At 62.4% G+C, this 26,795-nt stretch carries 28 protein-coding genes, 1 pseudogene and 1 riboswitch; of the genes and pseudogenes, 13 read left to right on the top strand and 16 right to left on the bottom strand.

Annotation, left to right across the window (positions count from 1 at the left end; genetic code table 11):
- Nucleotides 1-95: 95 nt before the first annotated feature.
- Nucleotides 96-1,145 (top strand): serine hydrolase domain-containing protein, encoded by a 1,050-nt coding sequence (locus tag AC3WWH_RS09980; RefSeq protein WP_058322875.1) that lies wholly within the window; start codon nt 96-98, stop codon nt 1,143-1,145.
- A 75-nt stretch (nt 1,146-1,220) separates the two neighbouring features.
- A complete protein-coding gene (locus AC3WWH_RS09985; RefSeq protein WP_058322876.1) occupies nt 1,221-1,715 on the top strand; it encodes a GAF domain-containing protein in 495 nt (164 codons plus the stop codon).
- Between the two features lie 17 nt (nt 1,716-1,732).
- Here the strand turns inward: AC3WWH_RS09985 and AC3WWH_RS09990 are convergent, their stop codons facing one another.
- The 5 genes from AC3WWH_RS09990 to AC3WWH_RS10010 are packed head-to-tail and all read right to left on the bottom strand — an operon-like array spanning nt 1,733 to nt 5,329.
- The gene (locus AC3WWH_RS09990) at nt 1,733-2,749 is read right to left on the bottom strand and encodes a zinc-binding alcohol dehydrogenase family protein (RefSeq protein ID WP_492376960.1); all 1,017 of its coding nucleotides are present in this window, start codon (nt 2,747-2,749) and stop codon (nt 1,733-1,735) included.
- Nucleotides 2,746-3,054 carry a cupin domain-containing protein gene (locus AC3WWH_RS09995; RefSeq protein WP_492376961.1) on the bottom strand — a complete coding sequence of 103 codons (309 nt, stop codon included), beginning with the start codon at nt 3,052-3,054 and terminating at the stop codon, nt 2,746-2,748. The genes AC3WWH_RS09990 and AC3WWH_RS09995 overlap by 4 nt, the downstream gene beginning before the upstream one ends.
- Before the next feature lie 60 nt (nt 3,055-3,114).
- The gene (locus AC3WWH_RS10000; RefSeq protein ID WP_058322879.1) at nt 3,115-4,215 is read right to left on the bottom strand and encodes an alkene reductase; all 1,101 of its coding nucleotides are present in this window, start codon (nt 4,213-4,215) and stop codon (nt 3,115-3,117) included.
- Between the two features lie 42 nt (nt 4,216-4,257).
- Nucleotides 4,258-4,935 (bottom strand): SDR family oxidoreductase, encoded by a 678-nt coding sequence (locus AC3WWH_RS10005; protein ID WP_197417355.1) that lies wholly within the window; start codon nt 4,933-4,935, stop codon nt 4,258-4,260.
- Complete coding sequence (locus tag AC3WWH_RS10010; RefSeq protein ID WP_058322881.1) at nt 4,916-5,329, bottom strand: VOC family protein; 414 nt, start codon at nt 5,327-5,329, stop codon at nt 4,916-4,918. The genes AC3WWH_RS10005 and AC3WWH_RS10010 overlap by 20 nt, the downstream gene beginning before the upstream one ends.
- Before the next feature lie 90 nt (nt 5,330-5,419).
- Here AC3WWH_RS10010 and AC3WWH_RS10015 point away from each other — a divergent pair, with 90 nt between their 5' ends.
- From AC3WWH_RS10015 to AC3WWH_RS10030, 4 genes and pseudogenes are all read left to right on the top strand, one after another.
- Complete coding sequence (locus tag AC3WWH_RS10015; protein ID WP_058322882.1) at nt 5,420-6,337, top strand: LysR family transcriptional regulator; 918 nt, start codon at nt 5,420-5,422, stop codon at nt 6,335-6,337.
- 240 nt (nt 6,338-6,577) lie between these two features.
- Nucleotides 6,578-7,084 carry an RNA polymerase sigma factor gene (locus AC3WWH_RS10020; protein ID WP_058322883.1) on the top strand — a complete coding sequence of 169 codons (507 nt, stop codon included), beginning with the start codon at nt 6,578-6,580 and terminating at the stop codon, nt 7,082-7,084.
- A 101-nt stretch (nt 7,085-7,185) separates the two neighbouring features.
- Nucleotides 7,186-7,341 (top strand): annotated as a pseudogene (locus AC3WWH_RS10025) (FecR/PupR family sigma factor regulator); the annotation flags it as partial.
- Between the two features lie 204 nt (nt 7,342-7,545).
- A complete protein-coding gene (locus AC3WWH_RS10030) occupies nt 7,546-7,830 on the top strand; it encodes an acylphosphatase (RefSeq protein WP_058322980.1) in 285 nt (94 codons plus the stop codon).
- 115 nt (nt 7,831-7,945) lie between these two features.
- Here the strand turns inward: AC3WWH_RS10030 and AC3WWH_RS10035 are convergent, their stop codons facing one another.
- Nucleotides 7,946-8,626 (bottom strand): TetR/AcrR family transcriptional regulator, encoded by a 681-nt coding sequence (locus AC3WWH_RS10035; protein ID WP_058322884.1) that lies wholly within the window; start codon nt 8,624-8,626, stop codon nt 7,946-7,948.
- A 205-nt stretch (nt 8,627-8,831) separates the two neighbouring features.
- On the opposite strand from AC3WWH_RS10035, the gene AC3WWH_RS10040 reads away from it, so the two are divergent.
- Nucleotides 8,832-10,028: a multidrug effflux MFS transporter gene (locus AC3WWH_RS10040; RefSeq protein WP_058322885.1), complete on the top strand. Its 1,197-nt coding sequence runs from the start codon at nt 8,832-8,834 to the stop codon at nt 10,026-10,028.
- A gap of 84 nt (nt 10,029-10,112) precedes the next feature.
- Here the strand turns inward: AC3WWH_RS10040 and nrdF are convergent, their stop codons facing one another.
- The 5 genes from nrdF to AC3WWH_RS10065 form a co-directional block, all read right to left on the bottom strand.
- Nucleotides 10,113-11,087 carry a class 1b ribonucleoside-diphosphate reductase subunit beta gene (nrdF, locus tag AC3WWH_RS10045; protein WP_058322981.1) on the bottom strand — a complete coding sequence of 325 codons (975 nt, stop codon included), beginning with the start codon at nt 11,085-11,087 and terminating at the stop codon, nt 10,113-10,115.
- A 179-nt stretch (nt 11,088-11,266) separates the two neighbouring features.
- Nucleotides 11,267-13,420, bottom strand: coding sequence for a class 1b ribonucleoside-diphosphate reductase subunit alpha (gene nrdE / locus AC3WWH_RS10050; protein WP_058322886.1), 2,154 nt, complete (start codon nt 13,418-13,420; stop codon nt 11,267-11,269).
- Nucleotides 13,390-13,806 carry a class Ib ribonucleoside-diphosphate reductase assembly flavoprotein NrdI gene (nrdI, locus tag AC3WWH_RS10055; protein ID WP_058322887.1) on the bottom strand — a complete coding sequence of 139 codons (417 nt, stop codon included), beginning with the start codon at nt 13,804-13,806 and terminating at the stop codon, nt 13,390-13,392. The genes nrdE and nrdI overlap by 31 nt, the downstream gene beginning before the upstream one ends.
- 12 nt (nt 13,807-13,818) lie before the next feature.
- Nucleotides 13,819-14,040 (bottom strand): glutaredoxin-like protein NrdH, encoded by a 222-nt coding sequence (gene nrdH / locus AC3WWH_RS10060; protein WP_058322888.1) that lies wholly within the window; start codon nt 14,038-14,040, stop codon nt 13,819-13,821.
- Between the two features lie 296 nt (nt 14,041-14,336).
- A riboswitch (cobalamin riboswitch) is annotated at nt 14,337-14,561 on the bottom strand.
- A gap of 289 nt (nt 14,562-14,850) precedes the next feature.
- The gene (locus tag AC3WWH_RS10065) at nt 14,851-15,162 is read right to left on the bottom strand and encodes a hypothetical protein (RefSeq protein ID WP_058322889.1); all 312 of its coding nucleotides are present in this window, start codon (nt 15,160-15,162) and stop codon (nt 14,851-14,853) included.
- A gap of 130 nt (nt 15,163-15,292) precedes the next feature.
- Between AC3WWH_RS10065 and AC3WWH_RS10070 the strand changes: the two genes are divergently transcribed.
- On the top strand, nt 15,293-16,237 hold the full coding sequence (locus tag AC3WWH_RS10070) for a LysR substrate-binding domain-containing protein (protein WP_058322890.1): 945 nt from the start codon (nt 15,293-15,295) through the stop codon (nt 16,235-16,237).
- On the opposite strand, the gene AC3WWH_RS10075 is transcribed toward AC3WWH_RS10070, so the two are convergent.
- The 5 genes from AC3WWH_RS10075 to AC3WWH_RS10095 form a co-directional block, all read right to left on the bottom strand.
- On the bottom strand, nt 16,195-16,932 hold the full coding sequence (locus AC3WWH_RS10075; RefSeq protein ID WP_057251811.1) for an aspartate/glutamate racemase family protein: 738 nt from the start codon (nt 16,930-16,932) through the stop codon (nt 16,195-16,197). The two genes, AC3WWH_RS10070 and AC3WWH_RS10075, sit on opposite strands and share 43 nt — an antisense overlap.
- Nucleotides 16,933-16,937: 5 nt before the next feature.
- Nucleotides 16,938-17,759 carry an ABC transporter permease gene (locus AC3WWH_RS10080; protein WP_058322891.1) on the bottom strand — a complete coding sequence of 274 codons (822 nt, stop codon included), beginning with the start codon at nt 17,757-17,759 and terminating at the stop codon, nt 16,938-16,940.
- A gap of 1 nt (nt 17,760) precedes the next feature.
- A complete protein-coding gene (locus AC3WWH_RS10085) occupies nt 17,761-18,675 on the bottom strand; it encodes an ABC transporter permease (RefSeq protein ID WP_058322892.1) in 915 nt (304 codons plus the stop codon).
- Nucleotides 18,676-18,883: 208 nt separating this feature from the next.
- A complete protein-coding gene (locus tag AC3WWH_RS10090; protein ID WP_057251808.1) occupies nt 18,884-20,182 on the bottom strand; it encodes an ABC transporter substrate-binding protein in 1,299 nt (432 codons plus the stop codon).
- A gap of 33 nt (nt 20,183-20,215) precedes the next feature.
- Nucleotides 20,216-21,304, bottom strand: coding sequence for an ABC transporter ATP-binding protein (locus AC3WWH_RS10095; protein WP_058322893.1), 1,089 nt, complete (start codon nt 21,302-21,304; stop codon nt 20,216-20,218).
- A 420-nt stretch (nt 21,305-21,724) separates the two neighbouring features.
- Here AC3WWH_RS10095 and AC3WWH_RS10100 point away from each other — a divergent pair, with 420 nt between their 5' ends.
- From AC3WWH_RS10100 to AC3WWH_RS10120, 5 genes are read left to right on the top strand one after another with little or no spacing between them, the layout of a single operon-like run.
- Nucleotides 21,725-22,567: a metallophosphoesterase family protein gene (locus AC3WWH_RS10100; RefSeq protein ID WP_058322894.1), complete on the top strand. Its 843-nt coding sequence runs from the start codon at nt 21,725-21,727 to the stop codon at nt 22,565-22,567.
- The gene (locus AC3WWH_RS10105) at nt 22,564-23,730 is read left to right on the top strand and encodes an ABC transporter ATP-binding protein (protein WP_113398596.1); all 1,167 of its coding nucleotides are present in this window, start codon (nt 22,564-22,566) and stop codon (nt 23,728-23,730) included. Before AC3WWH_RS10100 ends, AC3WWH_RS10105 begins: the two co-directional genes overlap by 4 nt.
- The gene (locus AC3WWH_RS10110; RefSeq protein WP_058322896.1) at nt 23,723-24,637 is read left to right on the top strand and encodes a carbohydrate ABC transporter permease; all 915 of its coding nucleotides are present in this window, start codon (nt 23,723-23,725) and stop codon (nt 24,635-24,637) included. The genes AC3WWH_RS10105 and AC3WWH_RS10110 overlap by 8 nt, the downstream gene beginning before the upstream one ends.
- On the top strand, nt 24,634-25,470 hold the full coding sequence (locus AC3WWH_RS10115) for a carbohydrate ABC transporter permease (RefSeq protein WP_113398597.1): 837 nt from the start codon (nt 24,634-24,636) through the stop codon (nt 25,468-25,470). The genes AC3WWH_RS10110 and AC3WWH_RS10115 overlap by 4 nt, the downstream gene beginning before the upstream one ends.
- Before the next feature lie 23 nt (nt 25,471-25,493).
- Nucleotides 25,494-26,759 (top strand): ABC transporter substrate-binding protein, encoded by a 1,266-nt coding sequence (locus AC3WWH_RS10120; RefSeq protein ID WP_058322898.1) that lies wholly within the window; start codon nt 25,494-25,496, stop codon nt 26,757-26,759.
- Nucleotides 26,760-26,795: the final 36 nt, after the last annotated feature.

Raw genomic sequence — 26,795 nt, forward strand, 5'->3', positions numbered from 1 at the left:
AGCGCCACGGCCTTTCAGTCACCCGGTTGTCAAATCGCCGTGAGATGGCCGTGCAGTGGATGACGGCGGCGGAAGATCGTCTTAGATGCTGTTCCATGTTCAGATTTGCTGCCGTTCTCTTCGCCCGGATCGTCGCCTTGGCACTCGTCGTCCTGACGTTGCTCACCTTGCCGGCGGCTGCCCAGGTGGTGGCGCCGGTTTCGACCTTGCTGGAAGAACTGGCTTCGCGGCAGGAGCTTGAGCCCCTGAAGACCGTGATCGTCGCGCGTGACGGAAAGGTCCTCGCCGAGCGCGGCTATCGCGGCAACCGCGTGACCGACTCGACCAACATCAAGTCGGCGTCAAAATCGATCATCTCGGCGCTGGTCGGCATTGCGATCGACAAGGGATTGCTCGAAGGGCCGGACCAGAAGATCGCGCCGATCCTGAAGACGGACCTGCCGGCTTCGCCTGATCCGCGCATCAACGACATCACCATCGGCAACCTGCTGTCGATGCAGGCCGGGCTTGGCCGGCTGTCGGGGCCGAACTATGGCCGATGGGTCGCGAGCAGCAACTGGGTGCGTACGGCGCTCGCTCAGCCCTTCGACGACGACCCGGGCGGTGAGATGCTCTATTCCACCGCATCGACCCACCTGCTTTCGGCGATCCTGACGAAGGTCAGCGGCAAGTCGACCCTGGCGCTGGCAAGCGACTGGCTGGGGCTACTCGAGGGTTTTCGCATCGGATCCTGGGATCGCGATCCCCAAGGCATCTATCTCGGGGGCAACCAGATGGCGATGAGCGCCCGTTCCCTGCTTGCCTTCGGCGAACTCTACCGCAATGGCGGCCGCGCGACCTCAGGCCAGCAGCTTGTGTCATCAGAATGGATCGCAGCATCCTGGCAGCACCGCACCAATTCGCGTTTCTCCGGGGACGAGTACGGTTACGGCTGGTTCGACCGCCAGATCGCTGGCGAGGAGGTGCACTTCGCCTGGGGCTACGGCGGGCAGATGCTCTACATCGTTCCGAGCCTCGATCTGACCGTGGTGATGACCTCGGCCGAGAGCGGACCGTCAGCCCGCAACGGCTACCGCGATGCTCTACACTTTGTGCTCGGCGAGATCATCACAAGGGTGGAGACCGCTCCGGAAACGGACGGGTGACAGGCCGCGTGCCGCTCATGCCGGCTGGCGCGTGCCCAACAGCGGCTCAGGATGCCGAGATTTGAAAGGTGAGAGATGTTTGCCACGAAGACAATCGAGACCGGCGACAAGCCCGAATTCTATCGTGAGCTGGCTGGCCAGCTCGGCGGGCTTCTGCATGACGAGCGCGACTTTATCGCCAATGCCGCCAATCTTTCCGCCCTCGTTTTCGATCTGGTGCCGGATCTGAACTGGGCCGGCTTCTATTTCCTGCGGCCGAATGACGAACTGGTGCTCGGGCCGTTTCAGGGCAAGGTCGCCTGCGTGCGCATTCCGGTCGGTAAAGGGGTTTGCGGGGCTGCCGCCACGCAACGGCAGACGATGCTGGTGCCCGATGTGCATGCCTTTCCCGGGCATATCGCCTGCGATGCCGCGTCCCGCTCAGAGCTCGTCGTGCCTCTGCTCAAGGATGGCAGAGCGCTCGGCGTGCTCGATCTCGACAGCCCGAGCCCCAACCGTTTCGATGCCGAGGATCAGGCTGGCCTCGAGGTGCTCGCCGCGATTTACGTCGCGGCGAGCGATTTCAGTTAGATCGGTAGCTGGGCGCGCTAGCCTTCAAAACCTTCGATGACGATCTTGCCCTTGGCAGCACCGGTCTCGATGCGCCGGTGCGCTTCGCGCAGGTTTGTGGCATTGATCGGCGACAGCACCTCGGCAAGCGTCGTTTTCAGCCTTCCGGCATCGATCTCGTCGGCGACGAAGGACAGCAGCCGATGCTGCTCGATGATGTCAGGCGTCTGATGCATCGGGCGGGCAAACATGAATTCCCAATGCAGGCTCGCCGCCTTGGTCTTCATGCCCGCCATCGGCATTGGCACGTCGGTGTTGTCGATCGAAACGATGCCCCCTTGAGGCCGGATCAGCTCGACCGCGTCGTCCCAATGGCGCATGTCGTTGAAGATGGCGATGTGGTCGACATGGGAGAAGCCGAGCGCCCTGACCTGGGCAACCAGCGGCTCGCGGTGACTGACGACGTGGTCGGCGCCGAGTTCCTTCACCCAGACGATGGTCTCCGGCCGCGAGGCCGTGGCGATCACGGTAAGCCCGGCGCGCTTGGCAAGCTGGATACCGATCGAGCCGACGCCGCCGGCGCCACCGACAATCAGGATCGACTGTCCGCGATCCGCACCGTCCCGGTCGATCCCCAGCCGGTCGAAGAAGGCTTCATAGGCGGTGATCGTCGTCAGCGGCAGGGCGGCTGCCTCGGCGAAGCTTAGCGACTTCGGTTTGCGCCCGACGATGCGCTCGTCGACAAGCTGATACTGCTGGTTCGTGCCGGGCCGCGTCAGGTCGCCGGCGTAGTAGACATGGTCGCCGGGCTTAAACACGGTCACATCCGGGCCGACCGCTTCGACCACGCCGCTGGCATCCCAGCCGAGTACGCGCGGCGTTTCCTCGATCTTGTCCTTCGGCGCGCGCATCTTCACATCCACCGGATTGACGGCGACCGCATGGACGGCCACCAGAATGTCATGCCCCTTGGGTTCCGGCTTCGGCAGGTCGACATCGAGGAAGCACTGCGGGTCGGAAACCGGGAGATAACGGGTGAGGGCGACGGCTTTCATGGCTTGCTCCTTGTCATGGACGAATGGTCTTGGGCTGAGAATTCGGCGGTGACGAAGACGAGTTCGGCGTCGCCGGTATTGGTCAGATCGTGCACGAAGGCGGTCTCCGGCGTCAGGTCGCTGAAGTGGCGCGTGTCGCCGGCGCGGTAGACCACGTCCGTGACCTTTCCGCCGCCCGAGCGCGAGCGTGCCGTACCGTCGGTCAGCGCCGTCCAGAAATAGGGCCGGTCGCGGCGATGGGGGCGAAGCGTTTCACCGGGCTTCAGCCGCAGATGCCAGACGCGCAGGCTCTCTTCCTCTAGCACCAGCTCGGTGCCAATCGTTGACCAGGGCTTCCGCGCGCTCGTGTTCCGTCAATGGCGCGCTCATGCGGCGTCCTCCAGGGCCGGATAGGTAGAATATCCGTCGGCACTGCCGCCGAAAAGCTTGGTTCCGTCGAAGGTCGCAAGCGACAAGCCTTCCTTCAGCCGGCGCGGCAGGTCCGGATTGGCGATGAAGGAACGCCCAAAAGCAACGATGTCGAGGCCGGCGGAGAGGATCGCCTCCGCTTTCTCCCTGCCGTAACGGCCGGCGACGATGATGCGGCCGGAATAGGCGGCGCGCAGGTCGCGGCGGAAGTCTTCGGGGATATCAGGCGCATCGTCCCAATCGGCCTCGACCAGGTGAATATAGGCAAGGCCGATGCGGTCGATCTCATGCGCGGCCTTCAGGATCGTCGGGATGATCTCGTCGTCGACCATATTGCGCTGGGTGATGTACGGCGAAAGTCGGATGCCGACGCGAGCTGCGCCGATTTCCGCGGCGACGCCTTCAGCGACCTCGACCAGGAAACGGATGCGGTTTTCCGCCGGACCGCCATACCGGTCATGGCGCTGGTTGGAGGAGCGGCGCAGGAACTGGTCGATCAGGTAGCCATTGGCGCCGTGAAGCTCGACGCCGTCAAAACCGGCGGCGATCGCGTTGGCGGCCGCCTTCCGATAGTCCTCGACGATGCCGGCGATCTCGTCAGTTTCCAGGGCACGCGGGACGGGACTGTCGACCATCGTGCCGACGCCGGTTTCCGGATCGACAACCCAAACCTTGGCGTCCGGCGAAAGCGCAGACGGCGCAACCGGACGGCCGTCTTCATGGAAGCTCTCGTGGCTCATGCGGCCGACATGCCAGAGCTGCAGCATGATGCGGCCGCGGGCCCGGTGGACAGCCTCGGTCACCAAGCGCCAGCCCGCGATCTGCTCCGGCGAATGGATACCGGGCGTGAAGGAATAGCCCTGGCCCTGGCTCGAGATCTGCGTTGCTTCGGTGACGATGAGACCGGCCGAGGCGCGCTGGGCATAGTATTCGGCCATCAGCGCAGTCGGGACGTTGCCCGACTGGCTGCTGCGCGCCCGCGTCATCGGCGCGAGCGCAATGCGGTTCGGCAGGGTCAACGAGCCGAGGGAGACAGGAGAAAAGAGCGTTGTCGGCATGGGGCGATCCTTTCGCGGGCGAAATGTCGGAACGGGTTTGCGTCAGTTGATGAGCGCGCCGCCTTCGATGTCGATGACGGATCCGGTGGCGAAAGGATTGTCGATGGCAAAGAGGTAGCCGTGGGCGATGTCCTGCGGCTGCCCGAAACGGCCGGCGGGCAAGGTCGCTGCGGCGCGATCGAACATGGCGTCGCGGGCGTCGCCGGCCATGCCGGAATAGGCCTCGGTCTGCGTCAGTCCGGGGCTGACGACATTGACGCGCAGCGGCGCCAGCTCCCTGGCCAGGATCTTCGCCACGGCCTCGAGAGCAGCATTCATCGCCGTCTTTACGAAGGTGCCGGGAACAGTCCGGCGGGCGAGAAAACCTGAGGTGAAGGTGATCGTGCCGCCTGGACGCATGTACCTGGCCGCCTCGCGGGCGAGCACGATCGAGCCCCAGAACTTGACGTCGAAGGCGGCCTTGGCCGCATCCAGGTCGATATCGGCAACTTTGCCGCCGGGGGCCGAAGAACCGGCCGTGACGACCAGATGGTCGATCGGCCCGAGCTTGCGGAAGTAGGCGGCAACGGAAGCGGCGTCGGCGATATCGAGGCCGATGGCGCGGCTGGCGATCTCGACCCGGCCGGGACGCTGGGTCAGCGCCTTGGCGACGGCGGCGCCGATGCCGCTCGTGCCGCCGATGACGACGGAAACGGTATTGTCATTGAATGTCATGGTCATTCTCATGCTCCAGGGAATGCGGGGGAACGGGTTCGGAAAAGACGGCTTCAAGCAACGGACCGCCGGGCGTGCGCAGAAACAGCCGGCGCTCGCCGATGTCGGCAAGGTCCATGGTCGAGTAGGGAATGGCGAGCCGGTCGAGCCTGGCCCGGAAGGCCGCGTAGTTGTCGAGCCGGATGCCGACGTGATCGATAGCCTCGGCGGCCCGGTCGAAACCGCTGCCTTGGCTGCCGATGATGTGCACGATCGGTTTGCCGTCGGCGTAGAGCCAGTAGCCCGGGATGCGCCGGATCGCCGCCGGGCGCTCGCCGACGGTCAGATCGAGGACCGTTTCGAAGAATGCGCGCGTGCCTGCGATGTCGCCTGTGCGGATGGTCACGTGGTCGAGATGCATGCCGCGTCTCCTTTCGGGAAGGAATTAGCTCTTGCGGCGCATCCGGATAATTGGCTTATTTCCAAAATTATATTTCGGAAGAGGCGAAAGATGTTGCTCGACAATCTGGCACTGTTCCTTTTGATCGTCGAAAAGGGCGGGCTTTCCGCCGCAGGTCGCGAAAAGGGGCTGTCGCCGGCCTCTGTTTCCGAGCGGTTGGCGGCGCTTGAAGCCCACTACGGTGCTGCCCTTCTGAAACGCACGACGCGCGCAATCAGCCTGACGGAGGAGGGGCGCCTGCTGGTCGATGGTGCCCGCCGGCTGCTGGCGGAGGCCGACGAACTCGAGAGCGGAATTCGCTCGGGCGCCCGCATGATCTCCGGTCCGATCCGGCTCAGCGCGCCGGAGGACATGGGTAGACGCTACGTCGTGCCGATCCTCGACCGCTTCCTTGCCGAGCACCCCGACGTGACGGTGGATCTCAACCTTACCGATGGCTACGTCGATCTGGTCGGGCAGGGCATGGATTTCGCCATCCGCCACGGCGTGCTTGCCGACAGTACGCTCCGGTCGCGCTCGCTCGGCGAAAACCGTCGGGTCGTCTGCGCCGCACCCGCCTATCTGGAGGCCAGGGGCCGACCGGAGCATCCGGACGATCTTTCCCGTCACGACTGCATCATCATGCGCTTCGGTTCCAATCTCGACAGGGAGTGGGCTTTTCAGGTCGATGGCAAGCCGCACAAGGTCATGGTGCGCGGCAGGCGCGTCGCCAATGACGGCGGGGTGGTTGGGGAATGGTGTCGCGCGGGGCACGGCATCGCGCTCAAATCCGTCTGGGACATTGCCGAGGACCTGGCGTCCGGTGCCCTTATCGAACTCCTGAAGGATTTCTCTATAGGTGGGACGGGATTGCAGATCGTCTATCCGCCGCTCACCGTCCAGCCGCGCCGGGTGCGACTGCTGATAGACCGCATCGCCTCGGAGCTGAGTTCCATCGAGAGTGTTTTGCCGAGCAAGGGACGAACCTGAAGCCGCCAATCAGGGTCGCGCCCGTACCAGACGCCGTGGCCTTCGCGCAACAGTCCTTTTCCAATAGACGGCGCGGCCGGTCCTGACGCAGTTTCGGTTCGTCATGCCGCACGTCAGTGCATTGCAGCACACCTCCGCTTCACTTATGAAACATGAGTAGCGCATTCAAGATAGGCGGCAGCGACCGGGCCGTACGTTCAGGATGATGGTGCGACAGCCGCACGCTGGAGAGGCAGATTGATGACCGATGCGATGGTGCGGGGGCTTCACGAGCGGGAAGAGGGCAGGATCCGCCGTTTCTTCAGCCGCCGCCTCAGAAACCGCGAGGACGCCGTCGACGCCATCCAGGAGACCTTCATGCGCATGCTGGAGGCATCGCGCTCGACGCTGATCGAGAACCCGCAAGCCTACCTGTTTCAGGTCGCCCGCTCGGTCGCGCGGGTCGCGTCCGAGCGAGCAGCGCGGGAGCGAGCGATGTTCGTCGAGGACAGCGAGGGCCTGGAGCATGCGGAGGACAGACCGATCCAGGATCGCATCGTCAACGCCCGCCAGTGCCTGCTGATCATGGCGCGCACCATCCAGGGCCTTCCGAACCGCTGCCAGCAGGTCTTCATCCTCAGCCGCCTGCACGGCTTGAGCAACGGCGCGATCGCCGATGAGCTCGGCATCTCGAGAAACATGGTCGAAAAGCATATCATCCGAGCGCTGCTCGAATGCCGGAAGATGCGCGCCGAGATTATTTTCTGAGCGAACGTCAGGTCAAACCGTTCTTTCAACTCTAAGATGATTGAAGCGATTCCCTTGGAGGGTTCGCTTGACGGCATTTTCAGTTCGACCGGAAGATGCGCATGAACGGCAATCGCCAGACCATCGATGACAGCGTTCTGGAAGCGGCGGCGACGTGGGTTGCGAAGTTGCAGTCCGACGACGCGACGGCCGCCGACCGTGCGGCGTTCGAGCTCTGGGTTTGCGCACATCCCGATCACCGGATGGCCTATGAAGAATTGCGGGCGCTCTGGAGCGATCTCGGAGACGTGCCGATCCCCAGCGAGCGCCTCGGTGAATTGCACGCCCAACGCCGCCGTCGGGTCGGCGGTTTCGTCGGGCTCTGTCTTGCAGCGGGTTTCGCCATGCTCTCGCTCGCGGATGACTTGCCTTTGCCCCTCCTCGCGCCAGATAGCGTGGCAAACGGTGACGGAGACGAGATCATGTCTGAGACCAGCAAGACGGCGTTGGTCCGAATCCTCGGGCGGGTACAAGGCGTTAGCTTCAGGGTTTGGGCCCGTGACGAGGCGCAGAAGCTCGGTCTCGTCGGATGGGTTCGAAACGAAGCCGATGGCTCGGTCGCCGCTCTGATCAGCGGCCCGGAGGAGGCAATCACCCTCATGCTCGAGCGCCTGCATGAAGGGCCCCCGGCCGCGTGGGTTTCGAAGGTCGTTGCCGAGTTCGTCGAAGCGCCGGAAGGCGTCAGCGGCTTTCGGATCACCAGATAGGCATTCGTGCCTCTAGTGATGCTGCCTAATACAGGTTGAGCTTCAGTTCTCCTGCCGCATTAGAGCGTGCGCGGCTGTCGCAATGGGCACAGCCCTGCGGCGATCGTGCGCGATATCAATGTTGCGCTTCGAGACTGCTCGTTCTCTGCTCGCGGCCATAGGCACGGAGAAACGTCCTGACCGCCTTATGGGCGCTGACTTCCAGTTCCGCTTCGCTCGGGGCCTCGCCGAAAAGCCCGCCCATCTGCAAGTCTGCCTTGATCAGCGCGATGAACTGCCGGGCGGCGAGGTCGAAGTCATCGATGTCGAGCGGTGCTGAGTGGGCGAGCCGGGCAAAGAGTGCGGCCAGCGCCCTGTCGGTCTTGCCCGGTCCCTGTTCGCGCCAGAACTGGAAAAGATGCGGATAGCGGTTGCCCTCCGTCGCGATCAGCTTCTGGATGAACTTGGCATCCTGATTGCAGATGCAGTTCTTGTTGAGGCGGACGGCGAAGGCGACAAGTTCGTCTTCGAGATTGTCGGCGGTTTCAGGGAAGGTCGCGAGGATCGAAAAGAGCACGCCATTGGCGCGATCCATAATGTCCTGGATCACCGCCATGAACAGCGTCTCTTTTTCGCGGTAATGGTTGTAGATGGTCTGGCGCGACACGCCGGCTTCGGCGGCGATCTCGTCGATGGCCGCGCCGGAAAAGCCCTCCCGGCAGAACACCTCGGCTGCCGCCTCCAGGATCGAGACGCGTTTCGCCAGCTGTCCTTTTTGCACGCGGGGGTCCGGCGAGGCGAAGTCATGTTTTTTCATAGAGCGAAGATAGAGCCCATTGACGATTTAGACAATGCTGTCTAATTTTACAGCTGTGTCCAAATTAATGGACTAAGTAGTCAGCGCAGGATGCGTCTCCCAAACGTTCGATCCTGGCACGACCGTCATCTTTCGAGTTTCAATCCCGGCGACAGCGATGTCGGCCCTGTGCCGGAGCGTTGTCGTGTTCTGAAAGATCATTGCCATGACAGCGTCCTTCCTTCGCACGGCCATCGTCCTCGGTCTGATTTCAGCGATCGGTCCCTTCGCAATCGACATGTATCTGCCTGCCTTGCCGTCGATCGGCAAAGACCTGGCTGCCGAAACCGGCGTCGTGCAGCTCAGCCTGCTCTCGTTCTTCATCTCCTTCGCCATTTCGCAGTTGGTCTACGGTCCGCTTTCGGATATCTGGGGCCGCAAGGCGCCGCTTTATCTCGGCATCGGTCTCTTTACCGTCGCCAGCATCGGCTGCGCGCTTGCGACTGATATCGAGACGCTGATCGCCTTCCGTTTCCTGCAGGGCATTGGTGGCGCTGCCGGCATGGTCATTCCAAGGGCCGTCGTCCGTGACATGCACACCGGCGTCCAGGCGGCACGGCTGATGTCGCTCCTGATGCTCGTCTTCAGCATTTCGCCGATCCTGGCGCCACTGGCCGGCAGCGCGGTGATCCAGTTCTACGGCTGGCGCGGCGTATTCTATGCGGTGATGATCGCCGCCTTCATCGGGCTGATCCTGCTGTCGACGCAATTGCAGGAGACCCGACCCAAAAAGGACCGCGCCGATAGCAGCCTGGGGAGCGCACTCGCCGCCTACCGCCTGCTGCTCAGAGATCGCAACTTCCTGACGCTCACCTTCATCGGCGGGCTCGGGATCTCCGGGTTCCTGGTCTATCTCGCCAACTCGCCCTTCGTGCTGATCGACCATTACGGGCTGACGCCAACGCAATACAGCATTGCCTTTTCGATGAATGCCGTTTCGTTCTTCGCGGTGTCGCAGGCGACCGGCTGGCTTGGCGAGCGTTTCGGCCTGGTGCGGGTGATGCACCTCGCCGTCGCCGCCTTTGCGCTCACCATGGCCAGCATGTTCATCGTCATGAGCCTCGGCTTCAACCAGTTGCCCGTCATGGCCGCCTTCCTGTTCGTCGGCTACGGCGTGCTCGGTCTGGTGATCCCGACCTCGGCGGTGCTGGCGCTTGAGGATCATGGCGAAATCGCCGGCACGGCATCGGCGCTGATGGGCACGCTGCACTTCGTCACCGCCGCGGTTGCGATGGTTGTCGCAAGCTTCTTCTTCGACGGAACCGCCCTGCCGATGGCCGGTGCCATCGCGGCTTGCGCGCTTGCCGCCTTCCTGCTGACGCAGGCCACCATCGGCCGCAGCCGGGTGGTCGCGGCGGAATAGCCGCACCCCTTTGATGCGCGGAGCCGCCCAAAGACATCATGTCCTCGGGCGGTTCTTCATGTTCCCGCAGGTGCCTGGGGTTCCTCAGAAATCCCAGTCCTCGTCTTCGGTCGCGACCGCCTTGCCGATGACGTAGGAGGAGCCGGAACCGGAGAAGAAGTCGTGGTTCTCGTCGGCGTTTGGCGACAGCGCGGAGAGAATGGCCGGATTGACCTTGCAGGCCTCAGCCGGAAACAGCGCCTCGTAGCCGAGGTTCATCAGCGCCTTGTTGGCGTTGTAGTGCAGGAACTTCTTCACGTCCTCGGTAAGCCCGACGCCGTCATAAAGGGCTTCCGTGTATTTCGCCTCGTTGTCGTAGAGTTCGAGCAGCAGGTCGAAGGCGAAGTCCTTGATTTCCTGCCGGCGTTCCTCGGTCAGCCTCTCCAGGCCGCGCTGGAACTTGTAGCCGATATAGTAGCCGTGTACCGCCTCGTCACGGATGATCAGCCGGATCATATCGGCGGTGTTCGTGAGCTTGGCGCGGCTCGACCAGTACATCGGCAGATAGAAACCGGAATAGAAGAGGAAACTTTCGAGGAAGACGCTGGCGACCTTCTTCTTGAGCGGATCGGCGGAGGCATACTGCTCCATGATCAGCGCCGACTTCTTCTGCAGGAACTCGTTTTCCTCCGACCAGCGGTACGCATCGTCGACATCGGGCGTCGGGCACAGCGTCGAGAAGATCGAGGAATAGGAGCGCGCGTGCACCGCTTCCATGAAGGAGATGTTGGAAAGCACCGCCTCCTCGTGCGGAGTGATGGCATCCTCCATCAGCTTGACGGCGCCGACGCCGTTCTGGATCGTGTCGAGCAGCGTGAGGCCGGTGAAGACGCGGATGGTGAGCTTCTGCTCCTCCGGCTTCAGGGTCGCCCAGGAGGGGATGTCGTTGGAGAGCGGCACCTTCTCCGGCAGCCAGAAATTGCCGGTAAGCCGGTTCCAGACCTCCAGATCCTTGTCGTCCTCGATGCGGTTCCAGTTGATGGCGCGGATGCGGCTCGCTGGCTTGTTGTGCATGTTCATTTCGTTGTCCTCTCGGGCGTGGACGCCCCTCATCCGCCTGCCGGCACCTTCTCCCCGCTTGCGGGGAGAAGGCATATGCCGCGCCATCTCGCATAATCTGGGCCGTCAGTGTGGCAGGTACCCTCTCCCCGCAGGCGGGGAGAGGGTTAGGGTGAGGGGCACTTAATGGGAACGCGGCGCTACAACGCGCAGGAAACGCAGCCCTGGACCTGCGTGCCCTCAAGCGCCATCTGGCGAAGGCGGATGTAGTAGATGGTCTTGATGCCCTTCTTCCAGGCGTGGATTTGCGCGCGGTTGATGTCGCGCGTCGTCGCCGTGTCGCGGAAGAACAGGGTCAGCGACAGGCCCTGATCGACATGCTGGGTCGCAGCCGCATAGGTGTCGATGATCTTCTCCGGCCCGATCTCGTAGGCGTCCTGGTAATATTCGAGGTTGTCGTTGGTCATGAAGGCGGCCGGATAGTAGACGCGGCCAATCTTGCCTTCCTTGCGGATCTCGATCTTCGAGACGATCGGGTGGATAGAGGAGGTCGAGTGGTTGATGTAGGAGATCGAGCCCGTCGGCGGCACCGCCTGGAGGTTCTGGTTGTAGAGACCACCTTGCATGACCGCCTGCTTCAGTTCCAGCCAGTCTTCCTGCGTCGGGATGGAAATGCCGGCCGCTTCGAACAGGGCCTTTACCTTTTCGGTCGCTGGCAACCATTTGGCCCCGGTGTATTTGTCGAAATATTCGCCGGACGCATATTTCGAGTTCTCGAAGCCCTTGAAGGTCACGCCCTTCTCGACCGCCAGCCGGTTGGATGCGCGGATGGCGTGATAGGTCACCGTGTAGAAATAGATGTTGGTGAAATCGATGCCTTCCTCGGAGCCGTAGAAGACGCGCTCGCGGGCGAGGTAGCCGTGCAGGTTCATCTGGCCAAGGCCGATCGCATGGCTGTCGTCATTGCCCTTCTCGATCGAAGGCACGGAAGAGATGTGGCTCATTTCGGAGACGGCGGTGAGCGCGCGGATCGAGGTCTCGATCGTCTGGCCGAAATCCGGACTGTCCATCGCCGCGGCAATGTTCAGCGAGCCTAGATTACAAGAGATATCCTTGCCCATCTTTGCGTAGGAGAGGTCGTCGTTGAATTCGCTCGCCTCGCTCACCTGCAGGATTTCCGAGCAGAGGTTGCTCATGGTGATGCGCCCGGCGATCGGGTTCGCCCGGTTCACCGTGTCCTCGAACATGATGTAGGGGTATCCGCTCTCGAACTGGATTTCGGCAATGATCTGGAAGAAATCGCGCGCCTTGATCTTCCGCTTGCGGATACGAGCATCCTCGACCATCTCGCGGTACTTCTCCGTCACCGAAATTTCGGTCAGCGGCACGCCGTAGACGCGCTCCACGTCATAGGGCGAGAACAGATACATGTCCTCGTTGTTGCGGGCGAGCTCGAAGGTGATGTCCGGGATGACGACGCCGAGCGACAGCGTCTTGATACGGATCTTCTCGTCGGCATTTTCCCGCTTGGTATCGAGGAAGCGCATGATATCCGGGTGGTGGGCATGCAGATAGACAGCACCTGCTCCCTGGCGGGCGCCAAGCTGGTTGGCATAGGAGAAGCTGTCTTCCAAGAGCTTCATCACCGGGATGATGCCGGAGGACTGGTTTTCGATCTGCTTGATCGGTGCGCCCATCTCTCTGATGTTGGTGAGCGACAGCGCCACGCCGCCGCCGCGCTTGGAGAGCTGCAACGCGGAATTAATCGCGCGGCCGATGCTTTCCATATTGTCCTCGACCCTAAGCAAGAAGCAGGAGACGAGCTCGCCGCGTTGCTTTTTGCCGGCATTGAGGAAGGTCGGCGTCGCCGGCTGGAAACGGCCGGAAATGATCTCGTCGACGAGATCGCGGGCAAGCTGTTCGTTCCCGCGCGCCAGCGTCATCGCCACCATACAGACGCGGTCTTCGTAGCGCTCCAGGTAGCGCTTTCCGTCAAAGGTCTTCAGCGTATAGGACGTGTAGTATTTGAACGCGCCGAGGAAAGTCGGGAAGCGGAACTTCTTCCCGTAAGCGTGGTCGTAGAGGTCGCGGACGAAGTTGAAGGAATACTGATCCAGCACCTGCTGTTCGTAGTAGCCCTCGGTCACCAGATAATCGAGCTTCTCCCTGAGGTTATGGAAGAAGACGGTGTTCTGGTTGACGTGCTGGAGGAAGTACTGCTTCGCCGCCAGCCGGTCCTTGTCGAGCTGGATGCGCCCCTCTTCATCATAGAGGTTCAGCATCGCGTTCAGCGCATGATAGTCGAGCGCTGCTTCCGTCGCCTTCAGGGGGCGTTCGAGTGTTGAGACGTCCAAAATCGTTCCATCCCGTTTCTGACATTGGCGACGTCCTCCTCGGTTCCGAGCAGCTCGAACCGGTAGAGGTAGGGCACCCGGCACTTGGCCGCGATGACGTCGCCGGCGATCCCGTAGGTCGCGCCGAAATTGCTGTTGCCCGCAGCAATCACGCCGCGGATGTGAGAGCGGTTGCCCGCATCGTTGAGGAAGCGGATCACCTGTTTCGGCACGGCGCCCCGGCCGTCGTCGCCGCAATAGGTGGGCACGACCAACACGAAGGGCTCGGAAACCGTAAGTGAAGCCTTACTTTCCTTGAGCGGTATGCGCGCTGCGCGAAGGCCGAGCTTTTCGACGAAGCGATGGGTGTTTTCCGAGCGGCTGGAAAAATAGACGATCAGGCCCACCGCCTGTCTCCTCTAGGAAAGCGCGCTGATCTTGTCGGGGCGAAAACCCGCCCAGTGTTCGGGGCCGGCGACGACGACGGGAAGCTGCATGTAGCCGAGGCCCTTGACCGTTTCGAGCGCGTCTTGGTCGATGGAGATATCAATGATCTCGTAGTTGACGCCCTGGCGATCGAGCGCCCGGTAGGTCGCGGTGCATTGGACGCAGGCGGGCTTGCTGTAGACGGTAACGTTCATTTCTTCCTCGTTTGGTCGGCTGGATGAGAGCATGAGAAGGCGCACGGACACGCAACCGCGATCCGGCGAAATGCAGGGCTGTCATGGCTGTGGCTCGCTCGGATCTGGACGCCCGGGCATGCCTCTTCGTCAGTTGCGCGGGAAACCGCGCCTCTTGATTGGCGAGCGATAGAATTTCAATGACGCGGACATGACTTCACCCCGAAGCTTTCGACAGGCTGCCGGGGAGATGTCGAGACGATCAGGCAGGCTCATCCTGCCGCACGCAACTCAACCTCTCCGGACACCCCGCCCGTGGACGTTTGTTGCTCGAGGCAGGTCTCCTGGCTCACGGGTCTCAGCTTCCATCCCGACCTTCCCGAGGCCTCATGCCTCAGTGGTCCAATTCCGGACAGTCGCTCGCCGTCTACAGTTGCGGGGGCAGCTACGGCATAGCCTGGCGAAAACTCGCCGACGCACCGTATTCCCGTCTTAGCTCTCAATCCCTGCGAATCGAGAGAACCTCGAACACTAGATATAGTAGTTCATCGCAAATCTGCGTCAATAGGTTCGAGGTGCCTGAAGCCGGGGAGAGAAGGTGATTTCTTTCGCCGTGTGGATAACAAGGAGTAAACCGCGGGATGCGGCGAAACCTGTGGGTGGAGAGCTTCTCGGCTTCGAGCCCGGCGCTTGCTCCGTTGCCGATCACTTGCGAAGAGGCTCCGGCACGCCGCTTTCAGAAACGCCACGCCGGATCGCTCTCGAATTCGGTCCGCGGGCTGGCAGGTGGCAGATCACGACAACTGCGCTGTCTCTTGCCTCTGCGTTCCGTCAATCGCAGAGCGACATGCTTACGTCTTTGTTTTCTCCGGGCTGGGCTCGAGGCGAAGCCCTTGCCATTTGCGGCGCGTCGCCGCAATCCCGCTCCGGCGAGGGCGGTGACTTGCGCGGATTGCCGTCCGTCGGCCAATGCCACGGATCGGCACCATCGTCGATGCGCGCCCGGACGGTCTCGTGATCCCGCGTGAGGCCGATATCCTTCAGCTGGAATTCGCTGAACGTATCGATGGCGATGGTCGGGTTGAGTGCGTTGCCGGCCCAGTTCAGGGCATGAAGGATCGTTGATCGCACTGCGCTAAGCATTGCTATCCTCTTTGTTTTTGCTGTTGTGTTCGCGAAAAAAAGTGAGGATTTTTGCTGCTTCGCGCAAAGCGATTTCTCGCATGCAGGCATAAAGAATGCTTATCTCAGAACCATGAGCAAGATTCCTCCCATGAGTGCCGTGCGCGCCTTCGAAGCGGCCGCCAGACATCTGAGCTTCACCCGCGCCGCCGACGAGCTCGGCATGACGCAGGCGGCGGTCAGCTACCAGATCCGGATCTTGGAGGAGCGCATCGGCACGCCGCTCTTCGTTCGTCTTCCGCGCGAGGTGAGGCTGACGGCGGCCGGGCGGCAACTGGCGCCGAAGGTGACCGAGGCGATCGATCTTCTCGGGGCTGCGTTTTCCGAGATCGCCGACATGACCGAGCACCACCTGCACATTTCCGTGCTACCGACCGTCGTCTCGAGCTGGCTCGGTCAGCGGCTCGCCTCGTTTCAGACGGCCCATCCGAACATCAGCATCCGGGTGCACATGTCGACCGAACTGATCGACTTCAAGCGTGATGCGATCGACCTCGTGGTGCGCAGCGGCAACGGCGACTGGCCCGGCAACGACGTGTTTCCGCTCTTCCCTATCGATTACATGCCGGTCTGCACACCGTCTTTCATGGAGAAACACCAGCTCAAGCATCCCTCGGACGTTCTGCGCGTACGGCGCTTCGGTAACGCCAGCTGGTGGCGGCGATGGATGATCGAAACCGGCGTGGAACCACCGGCGAGCAACGGCACCGAACTGATCTTCGACGTTCAGGCGATGGACGTCGCCACGACACTTGCGGATCACGGCATTGCCATCGCCGTCTCGACCTTCCTGCTGGAGGAACTCAGAAACGGCAAACTCATCCGGCCGTTTGACCATGTGGTGCAGGACGGCCGGGCCTATTGGCTGGTCTACCCGCAGAGCCACCGGCGGCAAAAGAAGATCCAGGCCTTTCGCGAGTGGATCATTGCCGAGGCCGATGCATCGAATGCGCTGCTGGCGACCGTCGTGGGCGATTCCAGGTCGGCATCACCTCAAGCCGGGGTCGGAGCGAGCGCGCTCATGAAACCTGAATAGGGCTTGCTGAGCGGCGACGCATAGGCCCCGCGCTTACTGGTCATAAGTCCCTGTGACACGAGTGCTTCCGCCTGTTTGACCGCGGCCGAAACGCCGTCGATGACAGGGACGTCATAGTCCGCTTGGAGCGCACGGGCGAGATCGGCCATGCCGGCGCAGCCGAGCACGATCGCTTCTGCGCCATCCTGATTGAGCGCCAGCTCGATCTCGCGCCGGAGTTTGGCGAGCGCGTCTGATGCCTTGTCCTCCAGTTCGAGCACCGGGATGTTGGCGGCGCGGACCCTTGCCCGGTCGCCCATGCCGTAATGCCGGACGAGATTCTCGATCAGCACCCGTGACCGTTCGAGCGTGGTGACGACGGTGAAACGTTGCGCCAGCATGGCAGCGGTCGCGACGGCGGATTCGCAGAGCCCCACCACCGGTATGCGGGCGAGCGCACGGGCCGCCTCGAGGCCGGTGTCGTCGAAGCAGGCGATGACCGCGGCATCGGCGCCTGCGGCCTCGCCGTCGCGGATTTCGGCGAGCAGGCCCGGCAGGGCGACGGCGCCGTCATAATGCCCCTCGATCGAGGCCGGTCCCGATCTGGAGGTGCGCGCGAGAATTTCCGTGGCAGGGTTGGCGACAGTCCGAGCGGCCGCGGCTGCCTTGGCCGTCATCGACGCGGTGGTGTTGGGATTGATGATCAGGATGCGCATCTAGCCTAGCTCAGCTTTGCCTGGCGGCGTCGCAAGGTCAGAATGACTGCGAGCGCGACGAGGATGATGGTGAAGGAGAAGAGGGTGGTGACCGTGCCGAGCGCATAGAGCACCGGCGTCGTCACATTCGTAGTCATGCCGTAGATCTCGAGTGGCAGAGTGTTGTAGCTGCCCGAAGTCATCAGCGTGCGGGCGAATTCGTCGTAGGAGAGCGTGAAGCCGAAGAGGCCGACGCCGATCAGGCTTGGCGCGATCATCGGCAGGAGAACGTGCTGGAAGGTCTGCCAGGACGTCGCCCCGAGATCGCGCGCCGCTTCTTCGTAGGCCGGTGAGAACCGGTTGAAGACCGCAAACATGATGAGCACGCCGAAAGGCAGTGTCCAGGTGAGATGCGCGCCGAAGCCGGAGGAGTACCAGGCGGGCTTCAGGCCGAACTGCTGGAAGACGACGCCGATGCCGAGCGAGATGATGATCGACGGCACGACGAGACTTGCGACGGTGAGATAGAAGAGCGCGGTTGCGCCGCGGAAGCGTCGGCGGAAGGCAAGGCCTGCAAGCAGGGCGACCACGACGTTGACCGCCATTACCATCAGGCCGAGCGTAAAGGAGCGCCGGAATGAGGCGCCGAAGTCGCCGACCGCCTGCCGTTCGAACAGGTTGTAGAACCAGTGCAGCGATAGGCCGTTCAGCGGAAAGGTCAGGCCGCCGTCCGGTCCCTGGAAGGACAGGATCAGCACGGCCGACAGCGGGCCGTAGAGAAACAGCACGAACAGCGTGAAGAAGATTGCGAGCAGGTAGAATTCCTTGCCGCGTCTCTCGTGGTTCATGTCAAAGCTCCTTGCGGATGTCGACGACGCGCAGGATCGCGGCGACCATCAAGAGCACGACGATCAGAAGCACCACGGCATTGGCGGCCGCTGCCGGATATTGCAGCAGCGACATCTGGTTCTTCATCATCAGCGCGACGGAGGCGCTCTGGCCGCCGGACATGACCTGCACCGTTGAGAAATCTGCCATGACGAGCGTGACGACGAAGATCGAGCCGATCGCGATGCCCGGCTTGGCGAGCGGCAGGATGACGTTCCAGAGGATCTGGCCGCCGGAAGCGCCGCAGTCGCGCGCCGCCTCGATCAGCGAGCGATCGATCCGCATCAGCGTATTGAAGATCGGCGTGACCATGAACAGCGTGTTGAGATGCACCATGGCAAGCACCACGGCAAAGTCGGAGTAGAGCAGCCACTCGATCGGCTGTGGGATCAGGCCAAGCTCGATCAGGGTCGAATTGACAAGGCCGTTGCGGCCGAGCACCGGGATCCAGGAAATCATGCGGATGATGTTCGAGGTCAGGAACGGCACGGTGCAGACGAGGAACAGCACCATCTGCATGGTCGTTGTGCGGACATGGAAGGCGAGGAAATAGGCGACCCAGAAGCCGATTAAGAGCGTCAGCGCCCAGACGAGGGCGGTGAATTTCAGCGTGTTGAGATAGGTCTTCCAGGTGACCCACGAGCCGAGCGTATCGGCGTAGTTCATCGTCAGGAAGTCCGGATAGAGACCGGCGAAGTCATAGTCCCAGAAGCTGACGACGATGATGGTCAGGATCGGCAGCACGAAGAAGAAGCCGAGGATCAAAAGGAGAGGGGTTGCCTGGAGATGGGAGGCCAGCGCGCGCGGAGCGCCCCGGCGACGGGATGCCTTCTCTGTCCTGATTTCCCCTGGCTGGGACGTCGCAAGTGTCGCCATCGTCGTTCCTCTCTGGATTTCTGCGATCGGGGTCCGCCCCTCATCCGCCTGCCGGCACCTTCTCGCCGCTTGCGGGAGAAGGGAGATGCGTCGCCGTCCCGCTCATTCTTGATCGCCTATGTGCACGCTCGGCCGGCCGATGTGGCACGTCCCCTCTCCCCACCTGCGGGGAGAAGGTTAGGGTGAGGGGGCGCTTCCGCGCCGGCGATTACGCCGCGATGAACTCGTTCCAGCGCTTGATCATGTAACGGTCCTCGTCCATCACAGAGTTCCAGCAGGCGACCTTGCCCATGCGTTCCTCGAACGAGCCGCCGTCGCGCACCGCACCCGCTTTCTCCATGATCTTGCCCTCCGGCGAAAGGATGTCGCCTTGGGCGGGCTTGCCTTCCACCCAGAAACCCCACTCGTCCTCGGACATGAAGCCCTTGGCGGTCTCCATCGCGGCGGAGTAGTAGCCCTGACGGTTGAGGTAGGCGCCGACCCAGCCGGAGAGGTACCAGTTGATGTACTCATAAGCCGCGTCGAGCTGTGCGCCCTGGAGATGGGCGGCAAGCCCGAGGCCGCCGCCCCAGGCGCGATAACCTTCTTTCAGCGGCTGGTACTTGCAGGCGATGCCCTTGGAACGGACGGCGGCGACGGCCGGCGACCACATGGACTGGATGACGACTTCGCCCGAAGCCATCAGGTTGACGCTCTCGTCGAAGGACTTCCAGAAGGCACGGAACTGGCCGTCCTGCTTGGCCTTGATCAGGAAGTCGATCGTCTTGTCGATCTCGTCCGTGGTCATGTTGCCCTTGTCGGCATATTTGATGTTGCCGAGCGCCTCCATGATCATCGCGGCGTCCATGATGCCGATCGAAGGAATGTTGAGGATCGCGGTCTTACCCTTGAACGCCGGGTCCATGATGTCGGCCCAGGTCGAGATCTCGCGCCCGACGAGATCGGGGCGAATGCCGAGCGTGTCCGCGTTGTAGATCGTCGGGATCAGCGTCATCCAGTCGGTCGGCGACTTGGCGAAGGTCTTGGAATCTTGCGCCTCGACGAAGCCGACGGTGTGCGGTGCGGTCCCCTGGGCGACCACGCTTTCGGGTTTCAGCTTGCCGTCGATGAACAGCGGCACGATCTTGTCGAAGTACTTGATCTTTTTCACGTCCATCGGCTGCATCACGCCGGCTGGGAAGACCTTCTTGGCAATCCAGTATTCGATGTCGGCGATGTCGTAGGAATCGGGCTGGGTCACCGCACGCTGGGCGGCGGCGTCGGAATCGGTCGCCGTCATTTCCAAGGTGATGCCGAGGTCCTGTTTGCACTTCTCGGCAATCGCATTGATGTTGGAAACGCCGGTGCCGAACTGGCGAAGCGTGATCGGGTTCTGGGCCCAAATGGTCGGGAAGCCGGTGATGGCACCCGATCCGGCGATGGCGCCGACGGCGGCAGCGCCGGTCTTCAACAACGATCGGCGTGTCAGGCCGGCGCCAGGCTTTTCGGTTTTAGTTTCAGTCGTCATGTGCAGTTCCCCTTCTTGTGATGGTTGATTAGCTCATGCGGAAAGGCGGCCGAGGGGGACGACGTCCTCCAGGGTCCAGCTCAGGGACACCGCGTCACCGACCGCGACAGGCTTCCTGAAATAGTCAGCGTCGCTGACGATCAGCGTGAAGTCGTCGCTGCCGGCACCGATGGCGGTGAGCTTCACCGAGGCGCCGCGATATTCGATGTTGGAAACCACTGCCTGGAAGCCTAGGCCCTCCTCGCTCGGCGGATCGAGCCGCACACGATCGGTGCGGATGCCGATATCGATGGCCCGGCCGACTTCCTGGGCGATATCGCGCACCGAAAAGACCTGACCCTCTGCCGTCTCCATCTCGACGATGTTGTCGGTGATCGACCGGACTTTTCCAGAAAGCACGTTGTGGTCGCCCATGAAGCGCGCGACAAAGGCGGTGGCCGGCCGTTCGAACACCGTGCGCGGGGCCGCGGCCTGCTCGATCCGGCCGTTGTTCATCACCACGATCAGGTCCGCGAGCGCCATTGCCTCTTCCTGGCTGTGGGTGACGTGCACGAAGGTGATGCCGAGCGTCTTCTGCAGCTTCTTGAGTTCCGCACGCATGCGGATCTTCAGGAATGGATCGAGCGCCGACAACGGCTCGTCGAGCAGCAGCGCTTCCGGCTCGGTGATGAGGGCACGGGCAAGCGCCACGCGCTGCTGCTGGCCGCCGGAAAGCTGGGCCGGACGCCTGGAGGCATAGGCCTCCATCTGCATCAATCTCAGCATGTCGAACGCCCTGGTGCGGCGGGTGTCGCGGTCGACGCCCTTCATCTTCAGGCTGAAGGCAACGTTGTCGACGAGGTCGAGATGCGGGAACAGCGCATAGGATTGAAACATCATCGCCGTGCTGCGCCTGGCCGGCGGAAAATCGGTGACGACGACATTGCCGAGGCGCAGGTCTCCCGAAGAGATGTTCTCATGGCCGGCGATCATGCGCAGCGTCGAGGTCTTGCCGCAGCCGGAAGGACCGAGGAAGCAGCAATAGCTTCCGGCGGGGATTTTCAGGCTGATGGAGTGTACGGCGGTGGTGGAGCCGTACATCTTGGAAACGGATACGATATCGATCTCTGCGGCTTTCGACATGAGCGTTCTCCTTGCACCAGAGAAGAAGCATCAATCGTGCCAATTTCGTTCGCCGAGCCTAAGGCTATGTTTTCGCGCGACAATGGCCGTTTCGGCTGCCGGCTGCAGTCGTTATCGGTTTAGGGCGACTGCTCACGAATTGAGCTTTTCGTCGTCAATATGCGCAAATTATTGTATACAATAGTATGAAATTTTGAGCACACCGACCGCAACGCTTCCATCAGGACGCGCAAGGGTGAACTTCGCGACCGGTTGGCTTTCCTGAAGGTGACGCTTTCATGGAGAAACTGAAAATCAGCTGAGAACGACTGTTACCAAACTGACATGGCAAGCCCCTAAAGACTGCGGCCAACCGCATCGGAGGGGAGAGAAATCCCTCCGATGAGCACGCCTTGAAGCCATCGTCGGAGGCCCGTTCCCATGAAGATCGTCCAGATCAGCGACACCCATCTCAGCCCCTCCAAGAGCCATTTCAACAACAATTGGGAGCCGGTTCGCGCCTGGATCGAGGAAATGGCGCCTGATCTCGTCATCCACACCGGCGACCTCACGATCGACGGCGCCGACCGTGAAGACGACATCACCTTTTCGCTGGGCCTGATCAACCGGCTCTCGATGCCGGTGCTCGTCGTTCCCGGCAATCATGACGTCGGCCATCTGCCGGGCTCGCACCAACCGGTCGACCCGGAGCGTCTTGCCCGCTGGCGCGGACTCGCCGGCCCGGACTACTGGGTCTCCGATCACGGTGATTGGCGACTGGTCGGCTTCAACAGCCTTCTTGTGGGCTTCGAGGACGAGGAAGAGGAGAAGCAATTCGCCTGGCTGGAAGAGCAGTTGCGAGACCGCGACGGGCGCAAGGTGGCGGTCTTTGCCCACAAGCCGCTCTTCGTCGATGGACCGCAGGAAGGCGACACCGGCTACTGGGGCATCCGCCCCCGCCAGCGCCGGCGTCTGTTTGATCTCTTCGCCGGCGCCGACGTGGCGCTACATGCGAGCGGCCACCTGCATTGGGCCTGGACGGGCGAACATGCCGGCACTGCGCTCGTCTGGGCGCCGCCGACCTCTTTCATCATCGACACCCTGGAGCGGCCGATGCCGGGCGAACGGCTGGTCGGTGCCGTCGTGCACACGTTCAGCGAAGCCGGCGTCGTGAGCGAGATCGTTGCCGTTCCGGGGCTCGTCAGCCACGTGCTCGATCTGATCGTCGAGGAGGTCTATCCGCTCGCCGCCAAGAAGAAGCTTAAGGTGGAGGCGGCGCAATGAGCGTGCTTTCGCTGCGCGGCATCACCAAATCCTATGGCGGCAACGCCATCCTGAAAGGCATCAGCCTGGAGGCCGAAGTGGGCGAATTCATCGCGCTTGTCGGTCCTTCCGGCTGCGGCAAGAGCACGCTTCTTCGAATCGTGGCCGGGCTTGATCACGGCGATACCGGCGAGATCGTCATCGGTGCACGCAGCGTCGTGCGCAAGGCTGCGGCCGATCGCAATGTCGCGATGGTGTTTCAGTCCTATGCCCTCTATCCGCACCTGACCGCCGGAGAAAATATCGCTGTGCCGCTCGCCATGCGGCGCCTGACGGCGGCGCAGCGCCTTCCCGTCATCGGCAATCTTATGCCGGGGCAGAAGCAGATCCGCACCGATATCCAGCGCCAGGTCAAGGAAATGGCCGGCGCGCTGAAGATCGACCATCTGCTCGACCGCAAACCGGGCCAGATGTCCGGCGGCCAGCGTCAGCGCGTGGCGCTTGCCCGCGCCATGGTGCGCCGCCCCGCCGTCTTCCTGATGGACGAGCCGCTCTCCAATCTCGATGCCAACCTGCGCGTCCATGCCCGCGGCGAGATCGTCGATCTCCACCGCCGCGCCGGCGTCCCGACGCTCTATGTCACCCACGACCAGTCGGAAGCGCTGTCGATGGCCGATCGGGTCGCCGTCATGATCGGCGGCAATCTGCTGCAATTGGCCAACCCGAAGGAGATCTACGACAACCCCTCCCATGTCGAAGTCGCGCGCTTTCTCGGCCAGCCGAAGATCAATGTGGTGGATACCCGCACCGATGCCGCCGGCATCGTGCGCTTCGGTGATCTGATGCTGCTGGCGAAACGGGGGCAGGCACCTGACGCGGCGGTGAAGCTCGCGGTCCGCCCGGAATACGTTCGCTTTCATGCACAAGTTGCCGGCCGTCTGAGCGCGCGGATCGAGCGCATGGAATTCCTCGGCTCGGAAGTCATCGTCCATGCCCGCCTCGACGCGATCGGCGAAATCATGACGTCTAAGGCAGCTCCATCCGAGGCCGCTTCGCTTAGCCTCGGCCAGCCGGTGGATGTCGAGATCCTGCCCGAGCGCGCGATGCTCTTCGATCACGACGGCGCGCGCCTTCAGGCCGAGCCGCTTGCTGTTGCGGCGACGCGGGAGAAGATCAATGGCTAGCGTCGCGACCTTCGAAACCGCACTCGCCGAGCCCGCGACGCGCGAGGCCCGCATCGCCTGGCTGCTCGCGCTTCCGGCGATCCTCCTCCTCTTTCTCTTCATCCTGCTGCCGACGCTTGCGGTGATCGTGCTCGGTTTTACCGATTTCGAGCTCGGCTACGGCAGCTTTCGTTTTGTCGGCTTCGAGAATTACGCCGAACTCTTCGGCGACCGCACCTTCCGCCGGTCGCTCTGGAACACCGCCGTCTACACGGCGATCGTCACGCCGGTCTCGATCGTTCTGGCGCTTGCGATCGCCATGCTGATCGAGGCGGAAACCAAGGGCCGGGCTTTCTTCCGCACGGTTTATTTCCTGCCGGTCGCATCGCTGCTCGTCGCCATGGCGACCGTCTGGCAGTTCCTCTTCCATCCGACCATCGGCCCGATCAACACCTTCCTTGCCCTCTTCGGCATTGCCGGCCCCAACTGGCTCGGCGCTTCGGGCACGGTGCTCTACGGCCTCTCGATCATCGGCGTCTGGCAGTCGGTCGGCTTCAACATGGTGCTGTTCCTCGCAGGTCTCACCGCCATTCCGCGGGAGCTCTATTCAGCAGCCGAAGTCGACGGTGCCAAGTCCTGGCTCGACCGCTTCCGGCTGGTGACCTGGCCGATGCTCGGGCCGACGACGCTGTTTGTCACCACCATCAGCATCATCAATTCGGTGAAGGTCTTCGAGACGGTGAAGACGCTGACCGAGGGCGGGCCAAACAAGGCATCGGAAGTGCTGCTCTTCACCATCTACCAGGAGGGTTTCGTCTACCTGCGCGTCGGCTACGCCTCGGCGATGACCGTCGTCTTTCTCTTGATCCTCGTCGTCCTGATGTTCCTGCAGTACCGCGTGCTCGACCGGAAGGTGCACTACGCATGATCACGAACGCTCTCTCCGTCGCCCGTATCGCACGCCTCGCGGTCCTGTCGCTTGGCGCGCTGCTCTTCCTCGCGCCCTACATCTTCATGGTCTCGACCGCGGGCAAGGCGCAAAGCGAGATCTTCTCCTCGTCGCTGTCGCTGATCCCGGAGCAGTGGTCCTACATCGAGAACTTCTCCAAGGCTCTGTCGCGCGTCTCGATGACGACCCTGATTTTCAACGGCGTTGTTGTCTGCGCACTGATCTTCGTCATCCAGATCGTCGTCGCCATTCCGTGCGCCTATGCCATGGCGAAGCTGAAGTTTCGTGCGGCCCGCGCCATGATGGTGCTGGTCATGCTCGGACTGCTGGTGCCGATCCATGCGACGGCGCTGCCGATCTATGTCGCCTTTGACAAGCTCTCGGTGCTGAACAGCTACGCAGCACTTGTGGCGCCGTTCTCGATCTCGGTCTTTGCGATCTTCCTGTTCCTGCAGTTCTTCCGCGCCATGCCCGACGACCTGATCCATGCAGCAAGGCTCGACGGCATGTCGGAGGCGGGCATTGTCGCACGGGTCATCGTGCCGAACGCCTGGCCGGCGATCACCGCCTTTGCGATCTTCTCGGTGGTCGCCCACTGGAACGACCTCTTCTGGCCGCTGATCGTCGTCACCAACCAGGATTACGCCACCCCGCCGCTCGGCCTTCTCTTTTTCCGCGCGGCTGAAGCCGGCGACGACTACGGCGCGCTGATGGCGGCGACCCTCATCATTACCCTTCCCCTCGTTTCTGCATTTCTGCTGGCGCAGAAGCGCTTCGTCGAGGGCATCACCATGACCGGTCTCAAAGGCTGAACGGTCCAACCTGGAGCACAACCATGAACCATCTGAGACAGCTTTTCACTGCGGCTGCCGCATCGCTGATGCTCGCAGCCCCTGCCTACGCCGAGACCCAGCTTACGGTCCACTATCCGATGCCCGGGTTCTTCAAGGACGTGATGGACACGATCTCGAAGAAGTTCATGGAAGAAAACCCCGACATCAAGATCACCTTCGCCAACCCGTCGGCCACCTATGAGGAAGGCATCCAGACGATCATGCGTCAGGCAGGCACGGCCGAGATGCCCGATCTCACCTTCATCGGCCTCAACCGCCTGCGCATGGTCAACGAGCGCGACATTCCCGTCGATCTCGGCCCGTTCATTGCCAAGGACGGCAATATGGCCGAGCAGGGCTTTTCAGAAAACATCCTGAAGCTCGCCCAGGTCGGCGGCAAGCAGGTGGGCCTTGCCTTCGCCACCTCCAACCCGATCATGTATTACAATGCCGATCTGGTGCGCAAAGCTGGCGGCGACCCGGACAGCCCGCCGAAGACCTGGGACGAGGTCATCGCGCTCGGGGCAAAGATCAAGGCGCTCGGCGACGGCAACGAGGGCATCGACTTCCGCTGGCAGGGCGACGACTGGATGTTCTCCGCACTGCTCTTCGGCGCCGGCGGCGACATGCTGAGTGCAGACGAGAGCAAGGTTGCCTTCAACGGGCCGGAGGGCCAGAAGGCCGTCGACGTGCTCGACCGCATGGTCAAGGAAGGTGGGCTGCCGGTTCTGACCAAGCAGGCTGGCGAGCAGGCCTTCGTTGCCGGCAAGATCGGCTTTGCGTTCCAGACGACAGGCGCGCTCCGCAACACGATCAAGAATGTTGGCGGCAAGTTCGACCTGCGCACCGCGCACATTCCGCTGATCGATCCGGTAAACGGCAAGCTGCCGACCGGCGGCAATGCCGTCGTCATCCTGACGCGCGATGCCGAAAAGCAGGAAGCCGCCTGGAAATTCGCCAAGTTCGCCGCCGGCCCCTATGGCGCCTCGGTCGTCGTTCCCGGTACCGGCTACGTGCCGAACAACGAGCTCGCCGCCAAGTCGCCGGAGTATCTCGCCAACTTCTACAAGGAAAACCCGTTGTTCCGCGCCGGTCTCGAGCAGATGCCGCTGATGCGCCCCTGGTATGCCTTCCCCGGCAGCAACGGTGTGAAGGTCACGCAGACAATCGTCGAGAACCTGTCGCGCATCGTCGAGCAGACGGCCACGCCGAAGGAGGCGCTGGACGAGGCTGCAGCCGAAGTCGAAAGCCTGCTGCCGCGTAGCTGATACTATTTCCTTAATGATTGTCGCCGCCCCGGAGGA

Source organism: Ensifer sp. EB106-03-01-XG145, from assembly GCF_058792075.1.